This is a genomic window from Enterococcus caccae ATCC BAA-1240, assembly GCF_000407145.1.
Classification (GTDB): Bacteria; Bacillota; Bacilli; order Lactobacillales; family Enterococcaceae; genus Enterococcus_L; species Enterococcus_L caccae.
Genome location: NZ_KE136476.1, coordinates 308,858 through 326,577, shown reverse-complemented (window position 1 = coordinate 326,577; position 17,720 = coordinate 308,858). Strand labels below are relative to the sequence as shown.

Annotated in this window: 19 protein-coding genes; 5 read left to right on the top strand and 14 right to left on the bottom strand. The window is 36.0% G+C overall.

The features are described from left to right. Positions 1-64 precede the first annotated feature (64 nt). The 8 genes from I580_RS15970 to nox form a co-directional block, all read right to left on the bottom strand. On the bottom strand, positions 65-376 hold the full coding sequence (locus tag I580_RS15970; RefSeq protein WP_010770932.1) for a HesB/YadR/YfhF family protein: 312 nt from the start codon (positions 374-376) through the stop codon (positions 65-67). Positions 377-568: 192 nt separating this feature from the next. Beyond that, entirely contained in the window at positions 569-1,234 is a 666-nt protein-coding gene (locus I580_RS15965) for a potassium channel family protein (RefSeq protein WP_010770931.1), read from the bottom strand. Positions 1,235-1,416: 182 nt separating this feature from the next. Continuing rightward, a complete protein-coding gene (locus I580_RS15960; RefSeq protein ID WP_010770930.1) occupies positions 1,417-2,049 on the bottom strand; it encodes a response regulator in 633 nt (210 codons plus the stop codon). Then, positions 2,024-3,127, bottom strand: a complete 1,104-nt coding sequence (locus tag I580_RS15955) for a sensor histidine kinase (protein WP_010770929.1) — start codon at positions 3,125-3,127, stop codon at positions 2,024-2,026. The genes I580_RS15960 and I580_RS15955 overlap by 26 nt, the downstream gene beginning before the upstream one ends. Next, on the bottom strand, positions 3,124-3,855 hold the full coding sequence (liaF, locus tag I580_RS15950; protein WP_010770928.1) for a cell wall-active antibiotics response protein LiaF: 732 nt from the start codon (positions 3,853-3,855) through the stop codon (positions 3,124-3,126). Before liaF ends, I580_RS15955 begins: the two co-directional genes overlap by 4 nt. A gap of 200 nt (positions 3,856-4,055) precedes the next feature. Then, entirely contained in the window at positions 4,056-4,529 is a 474-nt protein-coding gene (gene greA / locus I580_RS15945) for a transcription elongation factor GreA (RefSeq protein ID WP_010770927.1), read from the bottom strand. A gap of 252 nt (positions 4,530-4,781) precedes the next feature. Then, complete coding sequence (gene mltG / locus I580_RS15940) at positions 4,782-5,966, bottom strand: endolytic transglycosylase MltG (protein WP_390621161.1); 1,185 nt, start codon at positions 5,964-5,966, stop codon at positions 4,782-4,784. Between the two features lie 431 nt (positions 5,967-6,397). Then, complete coding sequence (gene nox / locus I580_RS15935; protein WP_010770925.1) at positions 6,398-7,735, bottom strand: H2O-forming NADH oxidase; 1,338 nt, start codon at positions 7,733-7,735, stop codon at positions 6,398-6,400. Positions 7,736-7,996: 261 nt separating this feature from the next. Here nox and I580_RS15930 point away from each other — a divergent pair, with 261 nt between their 5' ends. Beyond that, positions 7,997-8,500 carry a cupin domain-containing protein gene (locus I580_RS15930; protein ID WP_010770924.1) on the top strand — a complete coding sequence of 168 codons (504 nt, stop codon included), beginning with the start codon at positions 7,997-7,999 and terminating at the stop codon, positions 8,498-8,500. Between the two features lie 154 nt (positions 8,501-8,654). Here the strand turns inward: I580_RS15930 and I580_RS15925 are convergent, their stop codons facing one another. Beyond that, positions 8,655-9,305, bottom strand: coding sequence for an HAD family hydrolase (locus I580_RS15925; RefSeq protein ID WP_010770923.1), 651 nt, complete (start codon positions 9,303-9,305; stop codon positions 8,655-8,657). A 23-nt stretch (positions 9,306-9,328) separates the two neighbouring features. Continuing rightward, positions 9,329-10,195, bottom strand: coding sequence for an SPFH domain-containing protein (locus tag I580_RS15920; protein WP_010770922.1), 867 nt, complete (start codon positions 10,193-10,195; stop codon positions 9,329-9,331). Between the two features lie 171 nt (positions 10,196-10,366). Between I580_RS15920 and I580_RS15915 the strand changes: the two genes are divergently transcribed. Both I580_RS15915 and I580_RS15910 read left to right on the top strand, forming a co-directional pair. Further along, on the top strand, positions 10,367-11,338 hold the full coding sequence (locus I580_RS15915; RefSeq protein WP_010770921.1) for a ring-cleaving dioxygenase: 972 nt from the start codon (positions 10,367-10,369) through the stop codon (positions 11,336-11,338). A 24-nt stretch (positions 11,339-11,362) separates the two neighbouring features. After that, a complete protein-coding gene (locus tag I580_RS15910; RefSeq protein ID WP_010770920.1) occupies positions 11,363-11,983 on the top strand; it encodes a flavin reductase family protein in 621 nt (206 codons plus the stop codon). 70 nt (positions 11,984-12,053) lie between these two features. On the opposite strand, the gene I580_RS15905 is transcribed toward I580_RS15910, so the two are convergent. The 4 genes from I580_RS15905 to I580_RS15890 all read right to left on the bottom strand — a co-directional run bounded on the left by I580_RS15905 (position 12,054) and on the right by I580_RS15890 (position 16,638). Further along, complete coding sequence (locus I580_RS15905) at positions 12,054-12,419, bottom strand: iron-sulfur cluster biosynthesis family protein (protein WP_010770919.1); 366 nt, start codon at positions 12,417-12,419, stop codon at positions 12,054-12,056. Between the two features lie 113 nt (positions 12,420-12,532). Beyond that, positions 12,533-13,024, bottom strand: a complete 492-nt coding sequence (locus I580_RS15900; protein ID WP_010770918.1) for a gamma carbonic anhydrase family protein — start codon at positions 13,022-13,024, stop codon at positions 12,533-12,535. A 120-nt stretch (positions 13,025-13,144) separates the two neighbouring features. Then, positions 13,145-14,911, bottom strand: coding sequence for a multidrug efflux ABC transporter subunit EfrB (efrB, locus tag I580_RS15895; RefSeq protein WP_010770917.1), 1,767 nt, complete (start codon positions 14,909-14,911; stop codon positions 13,145-13,147). Further along, the gene (locus I580_RS15890; protein WP_010770916.1) at positions 14,908-16,638 is read right to left on the bottom strand and encodes an ABC transporter ATP-binding protein; all 1,731 of its coding nucleotides are present in this window, start codon (positions 16,636-16,638) and stop codon (positions 14,908-14,910) included. The genes efrB and I580_RS15890 overlap by 4 nt, the downstream gene beginning before the upstream one ends. A gap of 192 nt (positions 16,639-16,830) precedes the next feature. Between I580_RS15890 and I580_RS15885 the strand changes: the two genes are divergently transcribed. Together I580_RS15885 and I580_RS15880 are read left to right on the top strand one after the other, a co-directional pair. Next, positions 16,831-17,223 carry a YbaN family protein gene (locus I580_RS15885; protein ID WP_010770915.1) on the top strand — a complete coding sequence of 131 codons (393 nt, stop codon included), beginning with the start codon at positions 16,831-16,833 and terminating at the stop codon, positions 17,221-17,223. Positions 17,224-17,507: 284 nt separating this feature from the next. Continuing rightward, complete coding sequence (locus I580_RS15880) at positions 17,508-17,720, top strand: DNA-directed RNA polymerase subunit epsilon (RefSeq protein ID WP_010770914.1); 213 nt, start codon at positions 17,508-17,510, stop codon at positions 17,718-17,720.

The following is a 17,720-nucleotide window of genomic DNA, read 5'->3' as shown; positions in this document are numbered from 1 at the left end:
CCACTTAAAATTTATGAAGTAATCATCAGAATCAACCCTAACTTATGTTTGATTCTGAATCTACCTACTGTTTTAAATCCTCTTCATTTTTAGCAAATTTATATTCTGGTTCATCTTTTTCTTCATCATAATCCACCAATAAATCATACCCTTTAAAAAACCAATCATCTGTTTCTTCGATAAAATACGTAATCCCATCAATGACTTCTTTGACTAGAGGCTGGTCAGGTGCTTCCACAGACATCGCGATAGAAAAACCTTCATGAACATCTGTCTTACCATAAATTTTACCATAAAAGCGAATGCCACTATCTGAGCTAACAGCGATTTCATTTTTAAACCATTGTTGAGCATTTGGTGTAATTGTTAATTTCATCTTTAATTTCCTCCTAAGTATACAAGCTAAATGGGCCCGCCTAGCTTTGACAGAAAAGTAAGAAAATCTGTTTGTGGCGCTTTTAGCCGCAAATAAATGTTATTCTTTTCCAAAATGCTATCCTGTAAAGCTACATATCACTCTTGTCATTTTAGCATAGAGTCTGATTTTCAGAGAATAAAGTGCTTGAACTTACTCATTCATCTTTTCGTCTAATAAATCAACATCATCTGTTTCGCCAACAACGAGTAAATTATCATTTTCTCGAACGATTTCTTCAGCCGCGGGAGAAGCGATCACTTCGGATTTTGAACGACGAATTGCAACGACCGTCAAGCCAAAACGTTGACGAAAGTTTAAATCCCCTAATGTTTTACCATAAAATTTTGGATTAGAAACACGAACTTCCGCTAATGAAACTTCATTTGACAATTCAATATAATCTAAAATATTTCTGGAAACTAACTTATGCGCTACTCTGATTCCCATATCACGTTCTGGATGAACAACTAGGTCAGCGCCAATCTTCTCTAACACTCGTGCATGGTATTCATTTACAGCTTTCGCTAAAACGTTGGGAACGCCCATTTCTTTGACCATCAAGGTAACCAAGATACTGGCTTGAATATCCTCACCAATAGCCACAACAACATGATCAAAGTTACGAATCCCTAAAGAGCGTAATGTTGCTTCATCTTGTGCATTTGCTACAACTGCATGGGTTGCAATGTTCATGTATTCATTTACTCGATCCTCGTTACTATCAATGGCTAATACTTCTTGACCTGATTCAATCAAGGTTTGACAGATACTACCACCAAATCTTCCTAAACCAATAATTGCAAAATTTTGTTTCATATTCGCGTCTCCTAGCATTAAATTTAATTTAAGTATAACAAACAGATATACAATTGAACAGAAACAATGGTTGCTGTTTGAGCAAACTAATATAGCTAATTGTATGCTTCTACTCTAGCTAACGGATTATTTAATAGAAAAAAGTGAATAAGGTACGTATCCCTTATTCACTCAGAATCTTTTTATTTTGCTAATCCATGCTGAAATGCATAAATAGCCGCTTGTGTTCGATCTTCAACGTCTAATTTTGCTAAAATGTTTGACACATGCGTTTTAACTGTTTTAAGTGTAATAAATAACTCATCTGCAATCTCTTGATTACTGCGACCTTTGGCTATCAACATCAGTATTTCATGCTCACGGTTTGTTAAGTCCTCATGTAAAACAGGCTCTTGTTTTTTAGTCAACCGCTCCATCATTTTCGTTGTCACTTCTGGTTCTAACACACGCTCTCCCCTAGAAATTGCCCGAATGGCATTTGCGATTTCATGTGCTGTTGAAGTCTTCAATAAATAGCCCGCAGCTCCAGCCTCAATTGCTGGATATACTTTTTCATCATCAATAAAACTCGTAACAATAATGATTCGTGCTTGCGGCCATTCTTTTAAAATAGCTTTTGTTGATTCGATACCATCCATCACATCCATGACTAAATCCATTAAAATCACATCGGGCCGTAATTCTAGCGCTTTTTCATACCCGATTTGGCCATTTTCAGCTTCTCCAATGACTTCGATATCTTCTTGAATCGATAAATAAGAGGATACTCCTAATCGCACCATTTCATGGTCATCCACTAACATTACTTTGATCACTTGTTATTTCCTCCTTTATTACAGGCACCTTGATTTCAACACTTGTTCCTTGACCTTTAAAACTGATTATCTTAACGATTCCACCCATACCAGCTACACGTTCTCGTATGTTTTTCAAACCGTAACTACCTGCTTTATTGTCATTTTCACTCATATCAAACCCTACACCATCATCAACTAAACGCAATAAAACATTTTTGTCTACTTGATGAAGATAGACTTCCAGTTCTTTGGCTTTCGCATGACGAAGTGTATTGGATAATAGTTCTTGAACGATTCTAAATAAATGATCTTCAATGCTATTGTTCAAATGTACATCTTCTACATCCCAAGTCAATTCGATCTTGATCTTTGTTTGCAATTCTTTTAATAATTGCTCAATTCCCTTGCGCAAACTTTTCCCTTCTAAGCTTACTGGTCGTAAATGAAGCAATAAAGCACGCATCTCAGATTGAGAAGCGTTGATAATGTCTGTCACTGTTACTAACTGCTTACGAAACAGTTCTGGTGTTTCGCTACGCTGCGCTTGCTCATTCAAGGCAGACAACATCATCATCGCAGCAAACAACTGCTGACTAACAGAATCATGCAATTCCCTAGCCAGTCGATGGCGTTCAGCTTCTAAAATTTCTTCTTTGGTCTCTCCATCCATCATTTGTGGACGGCTATTCAATAATTGCAACTCTTTCGACATTTCCAATAATTTTGTTCTGATTTTTAAAATATCTTGATCCACTTCACCAATATATTGATCATTGCTAGCATGTGGTACGCCTTTTGCAATGATAGGATTTTCATAGCTTCCCCTTGCCAACAATCTAAGTTTTTCTTCAATTCTACCATATTGTGCCTTTTGTACAATAGATACGAGTAAAAAGGTCGACAATCCAACTAAAAGAGAAATCAATAGCATATGGAAAATCAAAGGAATATAAAAGACTTTCCTTTGAAGTAATTCCAACATCCAATTTTTTTGCTTGATTGAATGGAAATATGAAAATAATGTAAGCAAAACAACGATAAATGTGCTACAAGCAGCGTATAAGGAAAGCATCTGTCGAGAAATCCTACCCATCATACGCGAATCACCTCTAGATCTCCAACTAACGTGTTTGTAATGATTTTCAAGCGGCGATTATTCGTATCAAAGTCATTACTATAAACCTTTAATGATTCATTCTTCAAATGATATTTTTCTTCTTCAAAGTTAACATTTCCATAAAAAGTAGAATGTTCCAACATCACTGCAACACCTAATGGAACTAAAATTCTAGTACGGCCAAACCCTTTACGGATAATAATGATGCTGTCATCTTTAGGAAGTAATGTATTCCCTAAATCCACAATCGTATCACCAGATAGAACATCGATATTGATGTCATCCCATTCATAGACGTTGTTGCCGATTCGTTCATTCGCAAACCATGGCCGCTTAAAACGTCGACCACTCTTTGGTTCCACATTTGTTGTTTCTACCATGATCATTTGTTTCTTCCTCCAAGGAGCACGCTGGGTAATATCAACACCCGCAATTTCTACCCCTTTTAAGCCAATAAACAAAACACCAAACACTAACATCAACCAAAATGCAGGACTATTCATTACCCCGATCAAAATCAGAATAATCCCTAATACTAGTTGAAAATTATTAAAATTACTACGATGAACTTTTTTCAGTGCGTAAACAGCACTTAAGATACCCAGTGCCAACAATACTGCCAAGCCTGGGTTATGTATAATTTGCCATAAAGCCAATATAAAAAGTAATGATTCTACTACGATAAAAAAACGCCATGGGTTCTTCATATTATAATCCCCCTTCCTATGAAAATAGTATACCTTGATTCCTTTATTAATGTTAGTTGCTAAAGCCTCATTTTACTATAGGACTTTAGCCCTAATTTTGGTCATGAACTCAGGGTCTATCCGCTATCTATTCAGGTTTAAAGGGCAAGACAAAACTAATGATAGCTTTGGCCCGCCCTTTATTCTTATTAACTGTTTTGTTAACCAACTTTCGTGATTCTTACTTGCATATCTCCACCAGGAGTTGCAATTGCCACTTGATCATTCAAACGTTTCCCAATCAATGCTTGTGCAATTGGTGAATCATTTGAAATTTTACCAGAAAAAGGATCTGCTTCTGCACTTCCTACAATGGTATATTCTTCTTCATCACCATCGGGTAGTTCAATAAACGTCACTGTTTTTCCAATTGAAACTTCGTCTGAATCAACACCATCATTATCAATGATTTGAGCAAAGCGAATCATATTTTCTAATGTTGTGATGCGCCCTTCTACAAAAGCTTGTTCATCTTTAGCTGATTCATACTCAGAGTTTTCTGATAGATCACCAAAGCTTCTCGCAATTTTTATACGTTCAACGATTTCTTTTCGTTTAACTGTTTTTAATTCTTCTAACTCTTGTTCTAATTTTTCTTTTCCTTCAAGTGTCATAGGAAATACTTTTTCTGCCATGTTAATTTCTCCTTCTTAACTTACTACAATGTTTTATTTTCATTGAAAAATTCCGCTTTCAATCCAGAAAAGAGTACCACGCTTTAAGCAAATTGTAAATAATATTCCCTTAATTTTTATAAATCTACTAGAATTTTTTACAGATTACTCATTACTCATCTTTCCTATATTGAATTTAGGTTTCCATAGTAAAGCGAAACGAGCCGCCTAATTTATAGGTTGGCTCGTAATATAATACGCAATACTAAAAGGCTATTCACTTTTTTCTGTTTCAGTTTTATTGACATATTTAGCCACAAGTTCTTGATGTTGTTCGTATGTTTCTGCAAAATAAACATTTCCTGTTGAAATATCGGCAACAAAGTACAGGTAATCATTTGCAATTGGATTTAAAACAGCATTTACTGCTTGCTCACTAGGACTGTTAAATGGTCCTGGACCATATCCCGTATTTTTATAAAGGTTATAAGGTGAGTCCACTTCTAAATCTTTATAAGTCACTAATTCTTTATGTTCTCCTAATGCGTATAGAATAGAAATATCTGATTGTAATGGCATATTCGCTGCAAATCGATTAAAGAAAACTTGAGCGATTTTCTTGCGATCTTCTTCTTTCACGCCTTCTTTTTCTACCAACGACGCCAGTGTTAGAACTTGCTGGATCGTCATCCCTTTTGCATGAACTATTGGAATATAAGGCTCGATCACACTACTTGATTTTGCAATCATTTGATCGACAAAATCTTCTAATTTCGCTTCTTTATAGTAATCGTAGGTCGCAGGGAATAGATAACCTTCTAAACGATAACGAACTCCATTGGCCTCAGCTGCACTTCCCAACAATTCTGGGTATTTTGCTTTCATTGCATCGAAAAATGCTTGATTTTTCATTAATTCAATAAATTGGGTTTTCTTGAATTGGGTGTTTTTTTCGACTGCATCACCGATTTTATCAATATCAAATCCTTCTGGAATCGTTACTTTTCCATCAGCTAGTTGCGTTGGTTCAGCTGTCCCACCTTCTCTTAAGAGAGCGCCAATCTCATCCAATGTCATATCCGGTGACATTTGATAGTAACCTGCCTGAAAATCAGTCAAGTTTTTAAACTTTGCATAGTAATTGAACACAAGTCCGCTCTTAATCACCTTACTGTCTTCTAAAATATTAGCGATTTTCTTATTAGATGAGTCTTCCGGAATATGCACTTGAACTAGTTTCGTATCTTTTTTGTCAAGTGGCTGTAGCCCTGCATTGACATATTTATAAAAAGTAAAACCAAAAATCGCAATGACCAAAATTAACACTGAGGCAACAATCAGGACGATTCGTCCAACGATTCGATCTTCTCTTTTTCTAGTTCGTTTATTTTCACTATCATTTTTAGAATCTTCGCTGTTACTTGGATCAGGCTGCTCACCTGTTTCTGGAAGCTCCACTCTTTTAGAATGATGTTCAGCACTGCGAGATCCGACTGAATGCGTGTCAGCTACACTGACTGGTTCTTCCTGATCGTTAGGCTGAGAGCGATATGATCTATTGTATTCTGCTTCGTTATGCTGTGATGAGTTCTGAGCATTATGTTCAGAAGAAGCTGAATCATCATTTCCTATTTCTTCTCCTCGCAAAGATCGCAAGACCTGATCTTTAAATGAAGAACTGGAATGATCTTGATTATTTTGGTTATCTTCTGCCAAAACAAATCCTCCTTACTTTCTCTCTGTATCTTCTTTAACTTTAACTATTATACATGAAAGCTTTTTAAATTTAAACTTTTTTAGAGAAAAGTCACTAACTTGTAAGATTTGTTTTAGGATTCTTTTCAAATAAAAGGCTGAGAACGCGAATTCTCAGCCTTTCTTTATTACAATTATTCAGCACTAAGAGCCGCCATTGTAATATAGTTATAGGGTTGATTAAAGTGAGGCAAGAAGAAAATATCTAATAACTTTAGTTTATCGATCGTTACTTGTTCTTCGATTGCTAATGAGAACATATGGATTCCCATTGAAATATCTTCATAAGAAGCCATTTGTGCACCAACAATTCGGCGACTGCCTTCTTCGTAGACGATTCTAATTTTTACTTTATTGTTTTCTTTCATGAAGCCTGGTTTTTGTAAATCTTCAAATTCAGTGTATTTTATTTTTAGCCCTAACCGTTCTGATTCTTGCACCGTTAGTCCAGTAGAAACCATGTGGTAGCCAAAAATTGAAATCCCGTTCGAGCCTTGAACTCCGATCGATTCTAGTGGTGTACCACCCACGTTATGCGCTGCAACAATCCCTGAACGTACAGCGTTTGTAGCTAAAGCAATATAGGTTGTTTGCTGTACAGCATTTGAGAAAATTGTTGCACAATCCCCTACTGCATAAACGCTAGGATCACTTGTTTGTTGATGCAGGTCAACAAGATAAGCACCATTAGCAAATAATTCTAAGTGATCTTTCCCTAAACCATTATTAGGTCTGAAGCCAATCGCGTTGATCACTAAATCAACAGCATATTCGCCCTTATCTGTTACGATAGCTTCAACTTTTTCAGTTCCTTTGTATTCTTTTGCTAATTCATTGTAGTGCAGTTCGATGCCATTGTCAGCTAAGACTTTATCCATGTCAGCCGTAAACCATTTATCATAATAATTCGGCAGACATCTGTCAGCTGCATCAAATAATAAAACATGCTTGCCACGACGTTTAGCTGCTTCTGCAATTTCAACTCCAATGTAACCGGCTCCAATCACTGCAACCGTTTTGACTTCTTCTTTTGCCATGGCAGTATCAACTGTTTGACCATCTTGGAAAAGTTTCAAAAATTCAACATTTTTTAAATCTCTTCCAGGAATGGTAGGATTGATTGGTGCTGACCCTGTCGCTAAGATCAATTTATCGTAGGTTTCAGTGAATTCTTCCCCATTGCTTTTTTTGCAATGAACGATTTTTTGCTCAAAATCAACACATTCTACTGTTGTTTCCATGTAAATTTTAGCCCCTTTTGCTTCAAAGGCCTCTTTATTAGTATAAAATAGGTTTTCGTATGATTCAATTTGACGACCTACCCATAGCGCTGTCCCACACCCAAGGTAACTAAGGTTCGTATTTCGGTCGATCATTACGACTTCTTGATCGGAATAAGTATCCAACAATGTGTTTGCTGCAGCGATTCCTGCATGATTGGCACCGACAATAACTGTTTTAATTTTGCTCATAAGACTCTCCTTCATGTGATGTATTGAACTTAATTATAACCGAAGAAAAGGCTTTCTTTTATCAAATTATAAGTATTTTATTAAAATATTTGAGAATAACTCATCAAATTCACCGATTTATCAGATAAAGTTTCATTTTTTCAGCCTAATAGGTAAAATAGAGCTATAAATGAAGTGACAACATTACAATGAAGTCTCGTACAATTCAGTTTGGTCTTAATAGATTTAATACACTAAACTTATTTAATTGGAGGTAGGATCATGGAGAAAAATCAAGATTACTGGATATCACAACTAGGGTTAGAAGCACATCCAGAGGGTGGGTATTTTAAACAAGTATTACGTTCTACACAGTCACTACAAGTAGCATTCGATAAAAAGCGCCCTTATTATACAAGCATTTATTTTTTACTAACAAATGACAATCCTTCTCATTTCCATCGCTTAACTTCTGATGAAGTCTGGTATTATCATTCTGGTTCAGCATTAAGTATTCATTTACTGTATCCAGATGGAGAATATGAAATCATCCAACTTGGTGCTGATTTAGAAAATGGAGAAGTGTTGCAAGCTGTTGTGCCTAAAGATGTAATTTTTGGTTCTAGCATCGAAAATGGGGGAGAATTTGCACTTGTCAGCTGTATGGTCTCTCCTGGATTTGATTATCAAGATTTTGAATTGTTTACAAAAACACAATTGATTGCACGTTATCCTGATCACAAAGAGATTATCGAGCAACTTGCTTATGATCAACTCCCAGAATAACCAACTAAAAAAGAGCTGGTATACTTGAATGAGCAGTCTGTAACAGAATGGTTTAACTCCTTCCATTAATTATTCGGATTATATGAGGCTACGATGTAACTTGTAACGTTATGTTTTAGCCTTCCTATAAAGTAAGCAACTCTTTTTTGACCGATTAGTTGATAATTATTTTTTGGATTTCTTCTGGTGTTAGAGCAATATATTCAGCTCCTGCTGTTTCCAACTCTGCTCGATCCCCAAATCCATACAACACACCGATACTAGCTAGTTTATTCTCTTTAGCACCTATTATGTCGTGGCTGCGATCACCGATCATCACTGTTTCCTCTAAGCGCGTTATCTTAGCTTCTTTCAGTGCATACTCTATGACATCTCCTTTTTTTGAACGACCTCCATCTAAACTAGCTCCATATACCCCATCAAAATAGTCGTTGAGTTCAAAATGAACTAAGATTTGCTTTGCATATATTTCTGGTTTAGACGTTGCAATATAAAGAGTACACCCAGCTTTCTTTAATGCAGCTAACAGCTCAGGAATACCAACATATACACGGTTTTCGTACATTCCATTTGTTTGATAATATTCACGATAATAACGCACTGCTAAATCCGTTGCCTGAGTATCTAGGTGATATAATTTACTGAATGATTCATTTAAAGGTGGCCCTATAAATGAATTTAACTCTTCAATAGCTGGTAATTGTCTATTCATTTTCTTTAAAGCGTAGACTACAGAATGAATGATTCCTTCGCCAGAATCTGTAATTGTTCCATCTAAATCAAATAAAATCTTTTTATACTGCATAAACTACTCACTTTCTTTTTCTATCATTCGTGAATGTCACCTGTGTTAATGACAGGCTGTGTTCCTTTATCGGTAATGATTGATACTAAAAGATTGTTGATCAATTGTACTTTACGATCATCGGTAAAGTTTATTTGTTGACCATCCTCGATTTGTTCTAATGCCATTTGCGTCATAGATACTGCACCTTCAACAATAATTTGACGTGCAGAAAGAATTGCTTTTGCTTGCTGTCTTTGTAGCATCGCACTTGCAATTTCAGTTGCGTAGGCTAAGTGATTTAAACGTGTTTCGATGACCTCAACACCTGCTGCTGCTAAACGTTCTTGCAATTCTCTTGCCAATTCTTCTGATACTTCATTAGTATTACCACGTAAGGTAAGGTCATCGTCATTAAATGTATCATATGGATACTGAGTGGCAATATGTCGAATTGCAGTTTCGCTTTGAATCTCTACAAAATCTTGATAACGATCAACATCAAATAATGCCTTCGCTGTATCCACAACTCTAAAAACCACTACAGCGGAAATCTCAACTGGATTCCCATCCGAATCATTTACCTTCAATAAAGAACTGTTGAAATTGCGCACTTTTAGTGAGACGTTGATTTTTTGTGTCAAAGGAGTCGTCACAAATAAGCCGTTCTCTTTGATCGTCCCTAGATATTGTCCAAAAAATAATATTGCTTTAGCTTGATTCGGACTAACGATCGTCAATGAACTTAAAAATAAAGCAGAGATTATCCACAACACAAAACCAATCGCAATCATACCAAAACGTTCATCTGTTACCCCCATGTAAAAAGAATAACTACCAATAATAAGTAAAATAATCAGCACGACTAATGCAATATAGCCATTGACATGAAACGTTTTTTTCTCTTCCATCACTTTCCCCTACCTTCTTTTCCTATTTAATAATCCTATGGTACTCCTCTTTATTCTTTCTAGCAATAGTTAGGAAAAGATAAAAAAGTTGCTTATTTATTGGTTTAGATGTAAACTTACTTTTAGTAAGTTAACTAACAAAAATAATTATCAACTTGGAGGTTTTATATTATGGACACACATATTCGCGGTATTCATCACGTTACAGCAATGACATCAAGTGCAGAAAAAATTTATCGCTTCTTTACGGATATTTTAGGTTTGCGCTTAATAAAAAAAACAGTTAATCAAGATGATATCGAAACATACCATTTATTTTTTGCCGATGATCTTGGCTCTGCTGGAACTGATATGACCTTTTTCGATTTCCCAGGTATTCCTAAAGGAACGAAAGGAACAAATACGATTTCTCGCACTTCATTTCGTGTTAAGAATGATGCAGCTTTAATTTATTGGATCGATCGCTTTAATGAAAATCAAATTGACCATGGCGAAATTCAAGAACGTTTTGGTAAAAAATATTTGGAATTTGAAGATTTTGATCAACAACGATACCAATTGATCTCTGATGAGAATAATCAAGGGGTCACAAGTGGTACCCCTTGGAAAAAATCGGATGTTCCTACTGAATACGCTTTGACAGGATTAGGTCCTGTATTTGTAACTGTAGCTGATTTTGATCATATGCAAAGAGTTTTGATTGAGGTTCTAGGATTCAAGTTAATTGATGCTGAAGGACATTTCCACTTATTTGAAGTAGGCGATGGTGGTAACGGGGCCAGTATAATTGTAGAACATCGAGATGACCTTCCAGAAGCGCAAGAAGGTTTTGGCAACGTTCATCATTTAGCCCTTCGCGTAGCAGATCAAGAAGCGTTACGTTTTTGGATCGATAAAATCAATCGTCTGCAATTTCCGAACTCTGGATTTGTTGAACGTTTTTACTTCAAATCTGATTATTTTAGAGCTGCTCCTCATATTTTGTTTGAATTAGCTACTGACGGCCCTGGTTTTTTACAAGATGAAACCTATGAAACGGCTGGAGAAAAGCTCTCTTTGCCTCCATTTTTGGAAAGTAAAAGAACAGAAATCGAAGAATTCGTTCGTCCTTTCGATACTTCCGATGCAAACAAATCACGTTGAACACGAAAGAATTGGGGAAAATCTATGTTGCATTATCCGACAAACAGGCTAACATCAAAACAAGCATATAAATTTTTATCCGGCAGTATTATTCCAAGACCAATCGCTTGGGTAACATCAATGAATCCGGATCACGGAACAATCAATGCTGCGCCATTTAGTTTTTTTAATGCTGCTGCCTCAGATATTCCGTTAGCAACTTTATCAATTCTTAGACAGAATGGTTCAATTAAAGATACTGCAAGAAATATTCTAGACACAAAGGAGCTCGTGATTCATTTAGTCAATGATCAAGTTGTTGAGTTGATGAATAAAACAGCTGCTTCCTTAGAACCAGAACAAAGTGAAATAACGATCAATAAGATAGAAACTATTTCAAGCAAATCAGTCGCTGTACCTGGAATCAAAGCAGCACCCATTCGGATGGAAGCTCGTCTCCATCAATATGTCCCTATTAAAAATCATGAAGAACAGGTCATTACTGATTTATTTGTTGTCGAAATCACTGATTTTTATTTTACTGATACTATTTTTGATAAAGAAAATGAGTATATTATACCAGAAAAATTTAAGCCAATCGCACGATTAGCTGGTCATACATATGCTCATATTGATAAATTATTTGATATAAAAAGACCAGATTAAAGAAAGCGGTCGAAACAAACACCCATGAAGGTTATTGCCCTCAGGGGTGTTTGTCTCAACCGCTTCTTTACTATTCTATTGTTTGATTCGGTCGTAAATCAACGAGTGGTACATTACCATCTAGAACACCACTTGGACTTTTCAGTTTGAATACTTGTAAACGTTGATCAACTTCTAGCGTCATTTCTTCATCTAAATACCGTTTAGAATAGTCCTTGATGTATACTGCCCCAATATCTGAATCAAGAGTTAGATCAAAATCGGATGTATCTTGTAATTGATCCAATATCAATAGACGAAAACTTGTATCCAATGAACAAACACCCATTCTTGAATACTTACCCACACCATCATCTAAATCTAAAATCAGCACCGCTTTGCTTTCAAGATACGGAGTCAATTTCAACTGTGCTTCATCACTAATTTTTAAGAACATCTAGGCTCACTTCTTTCCTTATTTTTGCACTAAGCCTAACACCTAAATAAGCAATTTTCGAAAGATATGCACTAGATCTTTATTTACAAAGAGAAGGTAAATTCTCTATCTACTCAAGTCAGTCTCTGATACTTGTCTGTTAGGAACTCTTTAGATAGTTTAACATAATGTTGAGCGTTTTCTTTATTTTTACGAATTTCTTCTCTCGTTAAAGGACGGACTACCTTTGCTGGACGGCCAAAAGCTAACACATTTGGTGGAATTTCAGTTCCTTCTGTGATTAAAGAACCTGCCCCTATCAAACTGTTTTTCCCGATTATTGCATGATTTAAAATGGTCGAGCTCATCCCAATCAGAGCGCCATCCTCTACTGTACAACCATGAAGCATACAGTGATGCCCAACGGTCACATTTTCACCAATCATGACAGGAGCCTCTTGATCAACATGGATCACTGTACCATCCTGTACATTACTTCCTGCATCAATGGTAATTGTATTGTTATCCCCTCTTAATACAGACTGAAACCAGATACTGGTATCTTTCCCCAGTACTACGTTGCCGTAAACATCTGCGCTTGCTGCAATAAAATACTCTTTTGTCATACCGATCACCTCTTTTATTACGATTATTATATCAAACTTAGATCGATTCTGTTGTTGAAAAGATTCTTCATTATAAAAAAAGGAAAGAACACCTAATTCAGTGTCTTCCCTTTATATTGGTTACTCATAATCGCCATCTTCCGCGAATTGACTATTATATAATTTTTCATAAAAACCGCCTTGTTCTAGCAGCTCATTATGAGTTCCTTTTTCAATAATTTCTCCCTGATTCATCACCAGAATCAAATCAGCTTCACGAATCGTTGATAAACGGTGGGCAATCACAAAGCTAGTGCGCCCTTCCATCACTCGTTCCATTGCTTTTTGGATCAAAGCTTCCAAACGAGTATCAACTGAACTTGTCGCTTCATCTAAAATTAAAATTCTTGGATCAGAAATCACTGCTCTAGCAATTGTCAACAATTGTTTTTGCCCAAGAGATACGTTATCTCCTTCAGAGTTGATTTCCATTTCATAACCATCAGGCATTGTTCGGATAAAATGATCAACATTGGCTGTTTTAGCTGCATCTACAACTTCGTAATCAGTTGCATCTAGTTTACCAAAACGAATATTATCCGAAATCGTTCCTTCATATAACCAGGCATCTTGTAATACCATACCGAAAACTGAGCGAACATCGCTACGATCCATTTTCTTCGTATCGATGCCATCTATTTTGATTGCACCATCATTTACATCATAAAAACGCATCAATAAATTGATTAATGTGGTTTTTCCTGCACCAGTTGGACCAACAATTGCCACCGTTTGACCTGCTTTTACTTCAAAATTCAAATTTCTGATCAATGGTTTCGCTGGATCATAACTAAAGCTAACGTTATCAAACTGAACTGAACCTTGAACATTTTCTGGTAAAGGAATATTTTGTTCATTCAATTCTTCTTCAGGCTCATCTAAAATTTCAAAAACTCGTGTCGTTGCGGCAGATGCACTTTGTAAGGCCGCTGACAACTGGGTAATATTTCCCATTGGTTGACTAATCTGCCAAATGTATTGAATGAATGCTTGCAGTTGACCAACCACGATCACACCCGTAATAACATAGTAACTACCCAAAACAGCCATACCAATATAAGCACTATAGGCCGTCATCTGTACAAGTGGAAGCATCAAACCAGAAATAAAGGCTGCTTTGAACCCAAAATTATTTAGATTATGATTAACTTTTTTAAACCCATCTAAAGTCTCTTTTTCTCGACCATAGAGTTTTAATACACTAAAACCAGTCATATTTTCTTGGACATAACCATTTAAATTCCCTAGCGCATTTTGCATACCTTGGAAATATTTTTGAGAAATACCAACGATCGTTTTTGAAATCAATAAAGATAATGGGATCATCACAATCGAAATCAGCGCCATCAACCAGTTAATATAAAACATCATCACAACCGCCATCACAATACCAAGAATTGCTGAAACAATATTGATAAAGCTCTGCTGCATTGCATTACTAACTGCATCCACATCATTGGTTACGCGCGATAAGATATTTCCTTGTTGGTTTTTATCAAAATACGAAACAGGCAAACGATTGATTTTCTCATCGATATCTCGACGCAAATCACGCATAGAGTGTTGGACAACAGTTGCCATCAAAAAGCCAGATAAAAATTGTGCCGCACAATAACCTAGACCAACAATCAAGATCCAAATCAGACATTGAATGATATAGGAATAGTTCAAGCCTTCTCCTGCAGCAACATTATTACTGATTTCAGTAATAGGCAAACCAGAAACATACGGCAAAGCCGCATTAAAAGCAACGGTCAAAATCGTAAAAATAATGACTAAGATAAACGTGCCTTTGTAAGGACCGATATATCTACCTAAACGTCTAATAGAAGAGAGTGCCTTTTTCATGCTAGTTCCTCCTCTGACAATTGAGAAGCAGCAATATCATAATAGATAGGACAATTCTCAAGTAATTCACGATGGGTTCCGATGCCTACGACATCCCCTTCATTTAAAACAACAATTTTATCTGCATGCATGATCGTTCCTACACGCTGTGCTACAATCAAAACAGTTGATTCTGTTGTTTCTTTTTTCAAACGTGCTCTTAAATTCGCATCGGTTTGATAATCTAGTGCTGAAAAACTATCATCAAATATATACACTTCTGGACGACGAATGACCGCTCTAGCAATCGCTAAACGTTGTTTTTGTCCACCCGAGAAGTTTGTTCCGCCTTCTGAAAGAAGTTCATCGTATCCATCAGGTTTTTGTGAAATAAACTCTGTCGCCTGTGCAATATCGGCTGCTAACTCCATCTCTTCAATCGTTGCATCTTCTTTGCCATAACGCATATTTTCCGCAATCGTTCCTGTAAATAGCAACGCTTTTTGCGGAATATAACCGATTTTATTGCGTAACGCGCTAAGTTTATAATCACGAACATCCACACCATCTAGCAATACTTGACCTTCTGAAACGTCATAAAAACGCGGAATCAATTGAATCAATGTTGATTTTCCACTCCCAGTACTACCGATAAACGCGACAGTTTCCCCAGGGGAAGCTGTAAAACTAACATTACGGATCACCGGACTCTCTGAGTGCCCAGGATAAGCGAATGTTACATTCTTAAATTCTAAGTATCCCTTTGTCTTAGTCTCTGTTACCCCTGTTTCATTTTCACGAATCACTGGTTCCATATCAAACGCTTCTTGAATACGCCGAGCTGAAACAGCAGCACGAGGGTACATCATGAATACACTGGCAAATAGCATAAACGAGAATAATGCATGGAATATATACTCAATAAAGGCAATCAAATCTCCAACTAATAAGCTACCTTGATCGATTTGCAGTGCACCATTCCAGATAATCAAGACCATGACGATATTAAATAAGAAGAAAAATCCTGGTTGGGCTGCTGCCATCAAACGGAAAAGGCTTTTAGAACTTTTCGTATAGTCTTCATTCACTTTGCTAAAACGGCTTTCTTCAAATTTTTCGTTTACAAAGGCACGAATCACTCGTAAACCAGAAAGATTCTCTCTTAAAATGCCATTGATTCCATCCAAGTTTTTTTGCTGCTTATTGGATAACGGCTCAGATACTTTAGCAATCAGTACTACAGCGATTAAAAGAAAGGGCAATGCGCCTAAAACAAACCATCCCAATGAAGGACTTGTTCGCATAACCATATATAAACTGACAAAAAACATCATTGGTGTCATAAAACCAATGCGTAAAATATTCCCCATAAACAACATGATTTGATAAGCATCATTTGTCGTTCTTGTAATCAACGATGATACCCCGATTGTTTCATATTCACGATGGGAAAAAGTCTGTACTTTTTCAAATAGATCATCACGAATATCACGAACAATATTCGTTGTCATTCGTGCACCAAAATACCCTAGCATGATATTCATTGCCACACCGACAACTGTGATTCCAATCATTAGCAATCCCTGCTGTTTAACATAATCATAATCATTATTTTTAATCCCAACATCAATCATTCGTGCTAAAATCGTCGGTAATCCTAGTTCAATCAATATAAATCCAAAAACACAAATGAAATCTAAAAATAATAATTTCTTATATCTCATCGTGTAACGCCACATCAATTTCAATCAATCATCTCCTATTTCAATTTTTGACCCAGTACTTTCACTATAGCATAAAACCAACAGCTAGGTAAATTATATTTAAATGAAAATCCATGACTTTCCACCTAAATAATCAACCGAACCATTTTACTATGGTATAATGAAAATTACTTTAATTTTTGTATCAAAAATAGAGGAAAGAGATGGATCGACTCAATGAAAAAAATACTTTATATTGCTCTAGGCTGCCTCACCTTCTTTCTTGGAACCCTAGGGATTTTCTTACCGATTTTACCTACAGCAATTTTTTATATTTTGACAGCATTTTTCTGGATGCGCAGCTCTGATTCTTTATATTCAACATTTGTTGAATCGACTTATTATCGAAAATACATTCAAGAATCTATTGTAGAAAAAAAGATTACGCCACTAGGTCGGATAAAATTATTTTCAAGTTTGTTCGTGGTTTTTGCTATTCCTTGTTTAATCGTTCGAAATCCATTTATGACAATTACTTTAGCTATCATCTTTTTACTGCATTTAGTTGCTCTAAATGTGTATTTTAATAAAAAAAATAGCTCTACTCTAAAAGAACCTAATGAACAATAGTTTTCTTTAAGTCACAAGTCTGTTTCTATACTTATTCACTATTTTATGATAAAATACGGTTAATTGTTGTACACACAACACAACGGACGCTTGAAAGAAAGTACAGATTCCATAAAACAAGTCACATGAAGCAAAGTCGAGGCTTCATTTCATCATCAACGAATGTTCTTGGTGACAATTGTCTTTAGGGTGGACGATCACCTCATTTTGTTGTGTTCAAAATTACAGTAAGAAAATATTAAAATAAATAATTAACTGCTTAAGCAGATAAAGGAGAAGAAACGATGATTTATAAAGTTTATTATCAAGAAACAAAAACGAGAAACCCAAAAAGAGAAGATACAAAATCAATTTATGTAGAAGCTGAAAACGACGTGATCGTGCGTCAACAAGTAGAAGAAAATACCCCATACAACATTGAATACATTCAAGCACTTGATGAAAATCATTTAGCTTATGAACAAGAGCACGCGGAATTCTCTTTAACGGAGTTTTAA

What these genes read in the sequence shown, in the direction of transcription:
- I580_RS15970 (WP_010770932.1), bottom strand. Translation starts at nt 376, where the DNA reads ATGAAATTAACAATTACACCAAATGCTCAACAATGGTTTAAAAATGAA.
- I580_RS15965 (WP_010770931.1), bottom strand. Translation starts at nt 1,234, where the DNA reads ATGAAACAAAATTTTGCAATTATTGGTTTAGGAAGATTTGGTGGTAGT.
- I580_RS15955 (WP_010770929.1), bottom strand. Translation starts at nt 3,127, where the DNA reads ATGATGGGTAGGATTTCTCGACAGATGCTTTCCTTATACGCTGCTTGT.
- liaF (WP_010770928.1), bottom strand. Translation starts at nt 3,855, where the DNA reads ATGAAGAACCCATGGCGTTTTTTTATCGTAGTAGAATCATTACTTTTT.
- greA (WP_010770927.1), bottom strand. Translation starts at nt 4,529, where the DNA reads ATGGCAGAAAAAGTATTTCCTATGACACTTGAAGGAAAAGAAAAATTA.
- nox (WP_010770925.1), bottom strand. Translation starts at nt 7,735, where the DNA reads ATGAGCAAAATTAAAACAGTTATTGTCGGTGCCAATCATGCAGGAATC.
- I580_RS15930 (WP_010770924.1), top strand. Translation starts at nt 7,997, where the DNA reads ATGGAGAAAAATCAAGATTACTGGATATCACAACTAGGGTTAGAAGCA.
- I580_RS15925 (WP_010770923.1), bottom strand. Translation starts at nt 9,305, where the DNA reads ATGCAGTATAAAAAGATTTTATTTGATTTAGATGGAACAATTACAGAT.
- I580_RS15920 (WP_010770922.1), bottom strand. Translation starts at nt 10,195, where the DNA reads ATGGAAGAGAAAAAAACGTTTCATGTCAATGGCTATATTGCATTAGTC.
- I580_RS15915 (WP_010770921.1), top strand. Translation starts at nt 10,367, where the DNA reads ATGGACACACATATTCGCGGTATTCATCACGTTACAGCAATGACATCA.
- I580_RS15910 (WP_010770920.1), top strand. Translation starts at nt 11,363, where the DNA reads ATGTTGCATTATCCGACAAACAGGCTAACATCAAAACAAGCATATAAA.
- I580_RS15905 (WP_010770919.1), bottom strand. Translation starts at nt 12,419, where the DNA reads ATGTTCTTAAAAATTAGTGATGAAGCACAGTTGAAATTGACTCCGTAT.
- I580_RS15900 (WP_010770918.1), bottom strand. Translation starts at nt 13,024, where the DNA reads ATGACAAAAGAGTATTTTATTGCAGCAAGCGCAGATGTTTACGGCAAC.
- efrB (WP_010770917.1), bottom strand. Translation starts at nt 14,911, where the DNA reads ATGAAAAAGGCACTCTCTTCTATTAGACGTTTAGGTAGATATATCGGT.
- I580_RS15885 (WP_010770915.1), top strand. Translation starts at nt 16,831, where the DNA reads ATGAAAAAAATACTTTATATTGCTCTAGGCTGCCTCACCTTCTTTCTT.
- I580_RS15880 (WP_010770914.1), top strand. Translation starts at nt 17,508, where the DNA reads ATGATTTATAAAGTTTATTATCAAGAAACAAAAACGAGAAACCCAAAA.